The sequence below is a fragment of the Brevundimonas sp. genome (assembly GCF_041648115.1).
Lineage (GTDB): Bacteria > Pseudomonadota > Alphaproteobacteria > Caulobacterales > Caulobacteraceae > Brevundimonas.
Map to the genome: position 1 here is coordinate 43,514 of NZ_JBAZPR010000007.1, position 11,827 is coordinate 55,340.

The window sequence follows — 11,827 nt, forward strand, 5'->3', positions numbered from 1 at the left end:
GAGGGGCTCTTCACGCCGCACAGGCGATATGGCCGCATGACCTTCCCCACCCCCACACCCCTCGAATGGCGCGAGTCCGCCCAGAAGGCGCTGAAGGACCGGCCGATCGAGTCGCTGATGCATCTCGATGCGGACCAGCTGGTGACGCGGCCTCTCTACGCAGGGGCGACCGGCGTGCAGCCGATCTTCGCCCCGCGCCCGTCCGACTCCGAAGGCCGGGCCTGGGATCTGCGAACGTTGGTGGAGGGCGACGATGCCGAGGCGGTCAACGCCGCCGTCCTGACCGATCTGGAAAACGGCGCGGCCTCGGTGGTGCTGAAGGGCCGTGTGTTGGCGGATTCCGCGCCGCTGGGCCGTGCGCTGGAAGGCGTGGCTCTGGAGCTGGCGCCGGTCGCGCTGGACGCCGAGATCGACGGGCCTGATGCGGCCAATGCCTTAGCCGTCGTCGCCAAGGGTTCGCCGCGCGCGCAGTTGCGGTTTCATATGGACCCCATCTCGGCCTTCGCAGAGGCAGGCGGATCGCCGCGCCCGGTCGAGGAGCATTTGAGCCTGGCGGCCAATACGGCGGCGCGTCATGCGGGCGCCTATCCCGAGGCCAGCTTCTTCATGGCCAGCGGGCGCGTGGCGCACGAGGCAGGCGGATCGGCGGCGCAGGAGCTGGCATTTGCGGCCGCCAGTGTGGTGGCCCATGCGAAGGCGGCGGTCGAGGCCGGGATGTCGGTCGAGGCGGCCCTTCGCGGGACGGTGGTCGGCCTGTCGGTCGATGCGGAATATTTCGACAGCCTGGCCAAGGTCCGGGCCATGCGGCTGATCTGGGCGGCGTTGGCGCGGGCGTTCGGAGTGCAGGCGCCAGCCGTGATCGAGGCGCGATCGTCGCGGCGGATGCTGTCGGCGCGCGATCCCTGGCCCAATCTGCTGCGGCTGACAGCGGCAGGGTTTGCAGGCGCGGTCGGCGGGGCGGACGTGGTGGTGCTGGACGGCTTCACCCGCGCTTCAGGCCGGTCCGACGCTTTTGCCCGGCGTCAGGCGAGGAACACCCAGCTGGTGCTGATGGAGGAGGCCAATCTGGGCCGGGTCGATGATCCCGCCGCCGGTTCCTGGTATCTGGACGCCCGCACCCGCGACCTCGCCGAGGCCGGCTGGGCCGAGTTCCAGATGATCGAGGCCGAGGGTGGCTTGGTCGAGGCCCTGAAGGGCTCGGTCATCCAGCCCCGCATCGCCCGCGCCCGCGCGGTCCGCGAGGCCGCGCTGACGAACGGCGCAGCGCAGATCATCGGCGTGACCAAATATGTCGATGCCGACGTGCGGCCGGCGCCGGTCGAGGCGGCTGATCAGGCGACCGTGGCGGTCGAACGAGTGTGCGAACCCCTGATCCCGATCCGGTTTGCCGCAGCCTTCGAGGAGGCGGCCCAGTGAGCTTTCCAGACTTCAGCAAGATCGCCCTGAACCTCGATGCGACGGGGCGGGGGCCGATGCGCGATCCTTGGTTGACCCCCGAGGGGCTGACGGTCGAGACCGCCTATGGCCCCGACAGCTCGGACGCGCTGGATCACCCGCATGGCCTGCCGGGTTTCGCGCCGTTCGTTCGTGGTCCCTATCCGACCATGTATGCGGGCAATCCCTGGACCATTCGGCAATACGCCGGCTTCTCGACCGCCGAGGAATCCAACGCCTTCTATCGCCGCAACCTTGCGGCGGGGCAGAAGGGCCTGTCCATCGCCTTCGATCTGGCGACGCACCGGGGCTATGACAGCGACCATCCGCGGGTGAAAGGCGACGTCGGCATGGCGGGCGTCGCCATCGACAGCATCTATGACATGCGGACCCTGTTCGACGGCATTCCGCTGGACCAGATGTCGGTGTCGATGACGATGAACGGGGCGGTCCTGCCGATCCTGGCCCTCTATGTCGTCGCGGCCGAGGAACAGGGCGTGCCGCACGCCAAGCTGACCGGGACCATTCAGAACGACATTCTGAAGGAGTTCATGGTCAGGAACACCTACATCTATCCGCCCGAACCCTCGATGCGGATTATCGCCGACATTTTCGCCTGGACGGCGCAGGAGACACCGAAGTTCAACTCGATCTCGATTAGCGGCTATCACATGCAGGAGGCCGGGGCCTCGGCGGACATCGAACTGGCCTACACCCTGGCCGACGGGATCGAATATCTGCGGGCGGGCATAGCGGCCGGAATGCCCATCGACCGCTTCGCGCCGCGCCTGAGCTTCTTCTGGGCCATCGGCATGAACTATTTCATGGAGGTGGCCAAGATGCGGGCCGGCCGCCTTCTGTGGGCCGAGGCGGTGAGGAAAGAGGGCGGGGTCGATCCCAAGTCGCTGAGCCTGCGCGCCCACTGCCAGACCTCGGGCTGGTCGTTGGCTGCCCAAGACGTGTTCAATAATGTGCCCCGCACCATGGTCGAGGCCATGGCGGCGGCGGGCGGCCAGACGCAGAGCCTGCACACCAATGCGCTGGACGAGGCGCTGGCCTTGCCGACCGATTTCTCGGCCCGGATCGCACGCAATACCCAGATCTTGTTGCAGCAAGAAACCGGCCTGACCAAGGTCATCGACCCTTGGGGCGGCAGCTTCTATGTCGAGCGGCTGACCCACGAACTGGCCGAACGCGCCCGCGCCCACATGGCCGAGGTCGAGGGCCTGGGCGGCATGGCCAAGGCCATCGAGGCCGGCATCCCCAAGCTACGGATCGAGGAATCCGCCGCCAAGACCCAGGCCCGGATCGACACCGGTCAGCAGACGGTGGTCGGGGTGAACAAATATCTGAACCCCGTCGTCGACGACATTCCGATGCTAAAGGTCGATAACGCCGCTGTTCTCGCCGCCCAGATCGACAAGCTGAACCGCCTGCGAGCCGAACGGGATCATGCGGCGACCGATGCGGCGTTGAATGCCCTGACCGAGGGGGCGCGCGGGAACGCCAACCTGCTCGAACTCGCGGTTCAGGCCGCGCGCGCCAAGGCGACGGTGGGCGAAATCTCCGACGCGCTGGAGGCCGCCTTCGGCCGCCATGTGGCGACGGTCCAGACCGTTTCGGGCGTCTATGCGAAGGAGGCGGGCGCCGATCCCCGCTTCGCCCGCGCCCGCGAGATGGTGGCGACCTTCGTCGAGAACGACGGCGGCCCGCCGCGCATCCTGATCGCCAAACTGGGCCAGGACGGCCACGACCGGGGCCAGAAGGTCGTCGCCACCGGCTACGGCGACCTGGGCTTCGACGTCACCGCCGGCAGCCTGTTCCAGACCCCGTCCGAAGCCGCGCGCGACGCGGTAGATAAGGGTGTCCATGCAGTCGGCGCCTCGTCTCTGGCCGCCGGCCACCTGACGCTGGTCCCCGAGCTGAAGGCCGAGCTGGAGAAGCTGGGCCGGCCCGACATCATGATCGTGGTCGGGGGGGTCATTCCCCCGTCCGACGTCCAGCCCCTGCTCGATATGGGCGCCGCCGCCGTCTATCTGCCCGGTTCGGCCATCGCCGACACGGCGGTGGACCTGATCGAGAAGCTGAACCAGCGGCTGGGTTACGCCCAGCCCGCGCCCGCCCTAACGAAGATAGAGGACAAGCCATGATCGGCGCCCTGAACCATGTCGGCGTCGCCACGCCCTCCATCGCGGATTCGATCAAACTCTATCGCGATATCCTCGGGGCCACGAAGATCGGCGAACCCTTCGACCTGCCCGCCCAAGGGGTGAAGGTTTGTTTCGTCGATACCCCGACGGCCCAGATCGAGCTGATCGAACCCTATGACGAGACCAGCCCCATCGTCGGCTTCCTCGCCAAGAACCCCAAGGGCGGCCAGCATCACGTCTGTTTCGAGGTCGCCGACATTCACGTCGCCGTCGCCGAAATGCGGGCCAAGGGCGTGACCATCCTGGGCACGGGCGAGCCGCGCATCGGGGCGCATGGGACGCCGGTCGTCTTCCTGCATCCGCGCGACATGGGCGGCGTGCTGATCGAACTGATGGAAACGCCGAAAGGCGATCACTGACGCCAAGCGGAGCCTTTCGACGGTGTCGCCCGTTGAGGACGAAACGGGAGAAGCCTGATGATGCCACGTCGCCTGACCGCTTTCGTCGCCATCGCCGCCCTGACCGGCATGTCCGCCTGTTCGCAGGGCGAACCGGAGCAGCCCACTGCGCCGGTCGAGCCGCAACCGGCGCCGGCGTCCAGCGCGCCATCGGTCGGCTACGCCTGCGAAAGCGGTGCGACGCTCCAGGTGCAATATGCCGACAGCGACGCCGGGCAGCTGACGTACAAGACCCAGACCTACGCCCTGCGCTCGGTCCAGGCGGCCAGCGGCGCGCGCTACGTCGGGGCGGGCGTGGAATGGTGGACGGCGACGCGCGACGGGCAAGAGAGCGGCACGCTGAGCCGCCTTGGCCCTGACGGCACGACTGGCGTGGCGGTGCTGGAGCGGTGCTCGCGGCCGATCCCGACGACGGGGCCCGGCATGACGCCGGGGCCGATGCCGATCCCCGGCCAGACGCCGACGCCCGCGCCTGGCGGCGTGCTGCCGGCCTCCCTGCCGTGCAAGGGGCCGCAGTTGAAGCTGGCGGCCGAGGGCGGCGACGCCGGCGCGGGCAATCGCGTGCGCAACTTCAGCCTCCAGAACGTCGGGACACAGGCGTGCAGCCTGACCGGCTATCCGGGCGTGACCCTGCAGGATGCGCGGGGCCGCGCCGTGACCTCGATCCGCGCCGACCAGAGCCCCGGCAGCTATTTCCGTCAGGGCCAGGCGCCGACGCCGGTCGAGATCGCGCCGCAGGCCAAGGCCTATTTTGAAACGGCCTGGAACGTGGTGCCGGACGAAACGATGCAGAAATCCTGCCCCAGCGTGACGATCCTGCGCGTGACCGCGCCGGGCGATACCGCCGCGGTCAGCCTGCCGTTCGAGTTCCAGCCGTGCGGAGGCAAGATCCGCGTCAGCCCGATCCGCGCCGAGGCGGACCCCCAACCGGCGACCTGATGCGGGTGGAAACGGATCGGAAATCGGCGTAGGTCGCGACCATGACTCAGACATTCTATGACCGCGTCTCCGCCGAGCTGACCGACATCGACGCCCAGGGCCTGACCAAGCCAGAACGCATCATCGCTTCGCGGCAAGGGCCGGTGATCAAGGTCGCCGGCCGCGACGTGCTGAACTTCTGCGCCAACAACTATCTGGGCCTGGCCGGAGACGAGCGCGTCGCCCAGGCCGGGATCGCGGCGCAGCAGAAGTGGGGTGCGGGCACCGCCTCGGTCCGTTTCATCTGCGGCACGCTGGAAATCCACAAGGCGCTTGAGGCCGCCATCGCTGGCTATCTCGGTTTCGAGGACGCCATCCTGTTCGCCGCCGCCTTCGACGCCAACGGGGGCCTGTTCGAACCTTTGCTGGGCGAGAACGACGCCATCGTGTCGGACAGTCTGAACCACGCCTCGATCATCGACGGCGTGCGGCTGTGCAAGGCCAAACGCTATCGCTTCGCCAACTCCGACATGGACGAGCTGGAGACGCGGCTGAAGGAGGCCCGCGCCGCCGGCGCCCGCGACATCATCATCGCCACCGACGGCGCCTTCTCGATGGACGGCTATATCGCCAAGCTGGACGAGATCCGGGTGCTGGCCGACAAATACGACGCCCTGATCATGGTCGATGACTGTCATGCGACGGGCTTCCTGGGGTCGCAGGGCAAGGGGTCGTTCGCGCATCACGGGGTCGAGGTGGACTTCGTCACCGGCACCTTCGGCAAGGCGCTGGGCGGAGCCATGGGCGGCTTCATCTGCGCGAAGAAGTCGGTGGTTGAACTGCTGAAACAGCGGGCGCGGCCGTATCTGTTCTCCAACGCCCTGGCGCCGGCCGTGTGCGGATCCAGCCTTGAGGCCATCCGCATCGCCCAGGGGGGCGAGGGCGATGCTTTGCGCACCCGCTTGTCGGCCAACGCCCATCGCTATCGCGGCGCGATGTCGGACGCGGGCTTCACGCTACTGGACGGCGAACATCCGATCATTCCGGTGATGTTGGGAGACGCCAAGCTGGCGCAGGATTTCGCGGCGAGGGCGCTGGAGCTTGGCGTCTATGTGATCGGGTTTAGCTTCCCCGTGGTGCCGCGCGGCCAAGCCCGCATCCGGACCCAGATGTCGGCGGCGCACAGCTTCGAGCAGATCGACCGGACGGTCGAGGCGTTTACGCTGGCGGGCCGTGAACTGGGCGTGATCTAGTTTTCTCCCTCTCCCGCCGGGAGAGGGATCAGGTTGTAGGAGAGACGGCATGACCGACACGATGAAGGCCCTGGCCAAGACCGCGCCCGGCATCGGCCTTGAACTGATCGACGCGCCGGTCCCCGAGGCGGGACCGGAGGATGTGCTGATCCGGGTGCACCGCACCGCCGTCTGCGGCACCGACATCCATATCTGGAACTGGGACGAGTGGTCCCAGAAGAACGTCCCGACCCCGATGATCACCGGCCACGAGTTCGCCGGCGAGATCGTCGCCATCGGCAAGGACGTGGATCGCCCGCTGAAGATCGGTCAGCGCGTCTCGGCCGAGGGCCACGTCATCGATCTGAACTCCGAGGCGGCCCGCGCGGGTCATTTCCACCTGGACCCCAAGACGCGCGGCATCGGCGTGAACCGCCAGGGCGCCTTCGCAGAGTTCGTCGTGGCCCCGGCCTTCAACGTGATCGAACTGCCTGACGACGTGCCCTACGAGATCGGCTCGATCCTGGATCCGTTCGGCAATGCGGTTCACACGGCGCAGCAGTTCGACCTGCTGGGCGAAGACGTTCTGGTCACCGGCGCCGGCCCTATCGGCATGATGGCGGCCGCCGTGGCGCGTCACGCGGGGGCGCGCACCGTGGTCCTGACCGACATCAACGACTTCCGGCTGGAGCTGGCGCAGAAGGTGGCCCCGGGCGTCCGCACCGTGAACACGACCAAGGAGGACATCCACGACGTCATGAAGGAGCTGGGCCTCAAGGTCGGCTTCGACGTGGCGCTGGAAATGTCGGGCTCGCCCATCGCCTTCAAACAGTGCGTCGACACCCTGATCATGGGCGGCGGCATGGCGATGCTGGGCATTCCCAGCAAACCCATGGAGACCGACTGGGGCGCGATCATCCTGAAGGCCCTGACGATCAAGGGCGTCTATGGCCGCGAAATGTTCACCACCTGGCGCAAGATGCTGGGCCTGTTGAAGGCCGGTCTGGATCTGAGCCCGCTGATCACCCACCGTTTGGGCTATGCCGACTACCGCGAAGGCTTCGAGGCCATGAAGTCGGGTCAGTCGGGCAAGGTGGTGCTGGACTGGGACAAGGCGGCCTGAGTCAGGCGAACAAAGATAAAAGGGGCGGCCGGTCGGCCGCCCCTTTTTCGTGGTCAGTATCTGGCCCGCAGGGTGATCCCCACGGTGCGCGGATCGCCGGGCGTGCCCAGCACCAGGCCCGAGTTGCCGGCCTGGACCGTCAGCAGCTGGAGATAGTCTTCGTCGAAGGCGTTCTTGACGAAGACGAAGGCTTCCCAGCCGTTTTCGGATCGGAAGCCGGCGCGCAGGTTGACGATGCTGTAGCCCTCGATCTCGGTATGACGCGACACCGCTGCATCGGCGTTGTAGGTCGAGCGATAACTGGCGTCGGCGCCGAAATAGGCCTCTCCGGCTTGACCCAGGCCTTGCACGTCACGATGCAGTTCGCCGCCGATCGATCCGGCCCAGGGCGAAACGCCCGGCAGATCCTAGCCCGACAGGTCGCAGGCCAGGGTGGATGTGCCGATCGACTCCAGCGGGCAGGGGCCGTTGGTGAAGCTGGCGTATTTGGCGTCCGTCCAGGCGATGTTGGCATAGGCGTCCAGCCACGGCGTCGGCCGGGCGAAGGCGTCGAGTTCGATGCCCTGAATCTCCGCCTTGTCCGCATTGGCCAGGTAGCCGCGCAGGGCGCCGGGGCCGGTGTCGACGACATTGGCCTGATAGTCTTCGACGTCGGTGCGGTAGGCGGCCAGGTTGGCGGTCAGGCGCTTGTCGAGCAGCTGGGTCTTTAGGCCCAGCTCATAGGTGGTGACCACCTCCGGCTCGACCACGGCGTTGGTCAGGGACGGCGAGCCGTTCGGCAGGTTCGGGATGCCGGCCATATTGATGCCGCCGGATTTGTAGCCCCTCGCGAACGAGCCATAGGCCAGGACCGTGTCGGAGACGTCATAGGACAGCGCCACCTGTCCCGACAGATCGCCGTCGGAGATGTCGGCGGCATAGGCCTGGGGCCGGGCGACGCCGAGGCGGCGGGTCAGATCGGCGGCGCTACCGGGGCCGCCGCCGGTGACGGTTGAGACATAGGCACCGTCCTTTTCCTCATGGGTGTAGCGCAGGCCGGGTGTCAGATGCAGCCGGTCGGTGATGTTCCAGGTCAACTGACCAAAAACCGCCAGCGAGTCGGTCTCGATCCGGGAGTCGTTGAACACCGTGTAGCCTTCGAGCAGGCCGGGGTTCGTTCCTGGGACGAGGGCGTTGGTGACCGGATCGCGCACGGTCGTCAGCCAGTAGGAGGCGTTGCGGCCATATTCCGTGACACCGTGGGTTTCGACCGCCTGGTGAAAGGCGTAGGCGCCGACGGTCCAGTCAATGCGGTTGGCGCCGTTGGAGGACAGGCGGAACTCCTGGCTCCACTGGTCCTGGTCCGACGGGTTGGCGGACTGCCGCGTGATGTCCAGCGCCGTGTAGTCGCGGTCGTTGGCGGGACGCCAGTCCCAGGCCCGCCAGGCCGAGACCGAGGTCAGGGTGGCCCAGCCGAAATCATAATCGACGATGGCCGAGAAGCCGCGCTGGATCTGGTCGGCGGCGATCGCGCCATCGACATCGGCGAGCCGGTCGTAAGGATTGGTGCTGCCGGGCGTATAGCCCAGACCGGCGGCAAGGGCCGGGAACCGCAGATTGACCGGCTTGGCCGTGTCGCCGACGCGGACATAAAGCTGGGTGCAGCAGTCGGGCGTCTGGTCCGAATAGTCGCCGAACAGGCGGATGGTCAGCTTGTCCGTCGGCTGGAACAGCAGTTGGCCGCGCAGGCTGATGGAATCCTGGGCGTTCTGCTTGCGGCCGACGGTGACATTGTCCACCAGGCCGTCGCGGCGGGTCGAGACGAAGGACAGGCGGGCGGCCAGCTTGTCGGCGATCAGAGGCCCCGACACCGACGTCTTGGCCTGCAGGAAACCGTAGTCGCCGATGCTGACCTCGCCCTGCGCCTCGGGCGTGAAGCTGGGCGCGCGGGTGATGATGTTCAGGGCGCCGGCGGTCGTGTTCTTGCCGAACAGCGTGCCCTGTGGCCCGCGCAGGATCTCGATCCGTTCGATGTCCACGAAGTCCAGCGTCGCCGTCGCCGGACGGCTGTAATAGACCTGATCGATATAGATGCCGACGCCCTGTTCCAGCCCGTCGTTGGCCAGGCCGTAGCTGGCGCCCAGGCCCCGGATGGTGATGGCGGTGTTGCGGGCGTTGGGGCTGAGCAGCTGGACGCTGGGCGAAAGCTGGGTGATTTGGCCGACATTATAGGCGCCGGTGCGGTCCAGCAGTTCCTCGTTTACGACGGTCAGGGCGATGGGCACGTCCTGGGCCCGCTCGTCGCGGCGTCTGGCGGTGACGACGATGTCGCCGACGCTGGCCACGCTGGGCGTCTGGATCTGAGGCTCGATGGCGTCATCGGGCGCGGCGAAGGCAACGGCGGGCGCGCCCAGGCAGGCGAGGATGGCCGTGGCGGACAGCAGGCGTCTGGCGGTTGTGGATGTCATCGTGCTCCCCCTCTGGCGACGTGATGCGCCCAAAAGGAAGAGGAGGGCTTTAAATCCTACCGATCAAATGGGGATTTCTAACGCCAGCGTTGAGAACCGCTGAGATCAGACGGCAAGCAACTGTTTGATCAACGCCTTTTCGAAACCCTTAGTCTCCGAACCCGGCAGGACATCGGCGATGGCGCCGCTTTCGAACAGGGCAAAGACCTTGGGGTGGACATAGGAGGCGCGGCAGACGGTGGGGGTATTGCCCAGCAGGCCCGCGACGGCCTTGACGCAGACGGTGATCTTTCGCTTGGCGTCGGTGGGGGAGGTCGCGGCCTCCGCATCGCGCAGCGCCCGCGCCGCCGAGACGGTTCCGGCCCAGGTGCGGAAGTCCTTGGCCGAGAATTGTTCGCCCATCGCCTCGCGGATGTAGGCGTTCACCTCGTCCGAATCGACGGGGCATAGCGTCCCGTCGGCCGAGCGATACTTGAAAAGCTGTTGGCCCGGCAGGCCCTCCAACTCGCGCACGACGCGGGCGAGGCGGCGGTCCTTGACGCTGACGCTGTGGTCCTTGCCGCTCTTGCCGCGAAACTCGAATGTCAGGGCCGAACCGTCCACCTCCAGATGGCGCTTGTGCAGGGTGGTCAGGCCGTAGCTGCGGTTCTGTTTGGCGTAGATGGAGTTGCCGACGCGGATCAGGGTGATCTCCAGCAGGCGTACGGCGGTGGCCAGCACCTTGTCGCGACAGACGCCGCGTAGGCTCAGATCATGTTCGACCTTGTCGCGCAGTTTCGGCAGGGCGCGAGAGAAGGCGGGCAGCTTGTCGAACTTGTTCTCGGACCGGGCCGTGCTCCAGTCGTTGTGATAGCGATACTGTTTGCGGCCCTTAACGTCGCGGCCGGTGGCCTGGATATGGCCGTTGGCCTTGGGGCAGATCCAGACGTCGGTCCAGGCGGGCGGGATGGCGAGGGCGCGGATGCGGGCCACGACCTTGGCGTCGCTGATCGCCTTGCCCTTGGCGTCGCGATAGGACCAGCCCTTGCCGGCGCGGCGGCGAGTCAGTCCCGCGAACTCGTCGCTGCAGTAACTGAGCCCTTGCGGAACCTCGACGGCGATGTCGAAGGCGTGCGATCCGTCGGCCATCCGCCGCGTTTCCTTTTCACTGGTCTTTCAGCCGCTTGCTGAAGACAAGCGACGAACGCGGGGCCGGGGCGGCGAGTTCCGCTTGACCGCGGGAACGGGGCGCGAGACGAGGCGGCATGAACTATCGCCACAGCTTTCACGCCGGAAACTTCGCCGACCTGCTCAAGCACGCCCTGGTGCTGTGGCTGGTGAAGACGCGGCAGGCGGCGGGGCCGCTGACGGTGTTCGACACCCATGCGGGGGCAGGGCTGTATGACCTGTCGGGAGACGGGACGCGGTCCAGGGAGGCCGAGGCCGGGGTCGCGCGTCTGATGACGGCCGAGGGGCGTACACCGTTGATGGACGCGCTGGCGGCCGAGGTGGCGGCGATCAATCCCGATGGCGGCGCGCGCTACTATCCGGGGTCGCCGTTGCTGATCGCGGACGCCCTGACGCCCGGCGGTCGTTATGTCGGGTTCGAGCTGAACCCGCCCGTTCGGGCCATGCTGGCCGAGGCGCTGGCGGGACGAACGAATGCTCAGGCGCGCGAGGGTGACGGCTATGGGGCGGTGGTCGCGGAGGCGGCGAAGGTGCGCGGGCCGCTGGTGCTGATCGATCCGCCGTTCGAGAAGCCCGACGACTATGTCCGTTCGGCCGAGACCGCGATCGCCGTGGTGAAGCGCGACCTCACGGCGACAGTCGCGATCTGGACCCCGCTGAAGGATCTGGAGACGTTCGACGGCTTCATTCGGCGTCTTCAGGGCAAGGCCGGGCCGACCCTGGTCGCCGAGGCGCGGCTGAGGCCGTTGACCAATCCCATGAAGATGAACGGCTGCGCCCTGGTGGTGGTCAATCCGCCGGAGGGAGCGGCGGCCGCCGCGATCGAGATCTGCGGCTGGGTCGCCGGGGCGTTGGGCGAGGCCGGCGGGCGGGCCGAGGTCTGGACCTTCTGACCGCA

At 67.3% G+C, this 11,827-nt stretch carries 10 protein-coding genes; 7 read left to right on the forward strand and 3 right to left on the reverse strand.

Going from position 1 to position 11,827, the window contains the following annotated elements; genetic code table 11:
• Positions 1-36 precede the first annotated feature (36 nt).
• From WC597_RS07770 to tdh, 6 genes are all read left to right on the forward strand, one after another.
• Positions 37-1,416 (forward strand): methylmalonyl-CoA mutase family protein, encoded by a 1,380-nt coding sequence (locus WC597_RS07770; RefSeq protein ID WP_372692779.1) that lies wholly within the window; start codon positions 37-39, stop codon positions 1,414-1,416.
• Positions 1,413-3,584 (forward strand): methylmalonyl-CoA mutase, encoded by a 2,172-nt coding sequence (gene scpA, locus WC597_RS07775; protein WP_372692781.1) that lies wholly within the window; start codon positions 1,413-1,415, stop codon positions 3,582-3,584. Before WC597_RS07770 ends, scpA begins: the two co-directional genes overlap by 4 nt.
• Positions 3,581-4,003, forward strand: coding sequence for a methylmalonyl-CoA epimerase (gene mce / locus WC597_RS07780; RefSeq protein WP_372692782.1), 423 nt, complete (start codon positions 3,581-3,583; stop codon positions 4,001-4,003). Before scpA ends, mce begins: the two co-directional genes overlap by 4 nt.
• 57 nt (positions 4,004-4,060) lie before the next feature.
• Positions 4,061-4,981, forward strand: coding sequence for a DUF4232 domain-containing protein (locus WC597_RS07785; protein ID WP_372692783.1), 921 nt, complete (start codon positions 4,061-4,063; stop codon positions 4,979-4,981).
• Between the two features lie 41 nt (positions 4,982-5,022).
• Complete coding sequence (locus WC597_RS07790; protein WP_372692784.1) at positions 5,023-6,213, forward strand: glycine C-acetyltransferase; 1,191 nt, start codon at positions 5,023-5,025, stop codon at positions 6,211-6,213.
• Between the two features lie 61 nt (positions 6,214-6,274).
• On the forward strand, positions 6,275-7,315 hold the full coding sequence (tdh, locus tag WC597_RS07795) for an L-threonine 3-dehydrogenase (RefSeq protein WP_372692912.1): 1,041 nt from the start codon (positions 6,275-6,277) through the stop codon (positions 7,313-7,315).
• A 53-nt stretch (positions 7,316-7,368) separates the two neighbouring features.
• Here the strand turns inward: tdh and WC597_RS07800 are convergent, their stop codons facing one another.
• From WC597_RS07800 to WC597_RS07810, 3 genes are all read right to left on the reverse strand, one after another.
• The gene (locus tag WC597_RS07800; protein ID WP_372692785.1) at positions 7,369-7,665 is read right to left on the reverse strand and encodes a hypothetical protein; all 297 of its coding nucleotides are present in this window, start codon (positions 7,663-7,665) and stop codon (positions 7,369-7,371) included.
• A 57-nt stretch (positions 7,666-7,722) separates the two neighbouring features.
• Entirely contained in the window at positions 7,723-9,762 is a 2,040-nt protein-coding gene (locus WC597_RS07805; protein ID WP_372692787.1) for a TonB-dependent receptor, read from the reverse strand.
• A 105-nt stretch (positions 9,763-9,867) separates the two neighbouring features.
• Positions 9,868-10,890, reverse strand: coding sequence for a DNA topoisomerase IB (locus WC597_RS07810; RefSeq protein ID WP_372692788.1), 1,023 nt, complete (start codon positions 10,888-10,890; stop codon positions 9,868-9,870).
• A gap of 116 nt (positions 10,891-11,006) precedes the next feature.
• On the opposite strand from WC597_RS07810, the gene rlmJ reads away from it, so the two are divergent.
• Complete coding sequence (gene rlmJ / locus WC597_RS07815; RefSeq protein WP_372692789.1) at positions 11,007-11,822, forward strand: 23S rRNA (adenine(2030)-N(6))-methyltransferase RlmJ; 816 nt, start codon at positions 11,007-11,009, stop codon at positions 11,820-11,822.
• Positions 11,823-11,827: the final 5 nt, after the last annotated feature.

Excerpts from the sequence above, each read along its gene's own strand:
- rlmJ (WP_372692789.1), top strand. The coding sequence starts at position 11,007 with ATGAACTATCGCCACAGCTTTCACGCCGGAAACTTCGCCGACCTGCTC.
- WC597_RS07805 (WP_372692787.1), bottom strand. The coding sequence starts at position 9,762 with ATGACATCCACAACCGCCAGACGCCTGCTGTCCGCCACGGCCATCCTC.
- mce (WP_372692782.1), top strand. The coding sequence starts at position 3,581 with ATGATCGGCGCCCTGAACCATGTCGGCGTCGCCACGCCCTCCATCGCG.
- tdh (WP_372692912.1), top strand. The coding sequence starts at position 6,275 with ATGAAGGCCCTGGCCAAGACCGCGCCCGGCATCGGCCTTGAACTGATC.
- WC597_RS07810 (WP_372692788.1), bottom strand. The coding sequence starts at position 10,890 with ATGGCCGACGGATCGCACGCCTTCGACATCGCCGTCGAGGTTCCGCAA.
- WC597_RS07785 (WP_372692783.1), top strand. The coding sequence starts at position 4,061 with ATGATGCCACGTCGCCTGACCGCTTTCGTCGCCATCGCCGCCCTGACC.
- WC597_RS07790 (WP_372692784.1), top strand. The coding sequence starts at position 5,023 with ATGACTCAGACATTCTATGACCGCGTCTCCGCCGAGCTGACCGACATC.
- WC597_RS07770 (WP_372692779.1), top strand. The coding sequence starts at position 37 with ATGACCTTCCCCACCCCCACACCCCTCGAATGGCGCGAGTCCGCCCAG.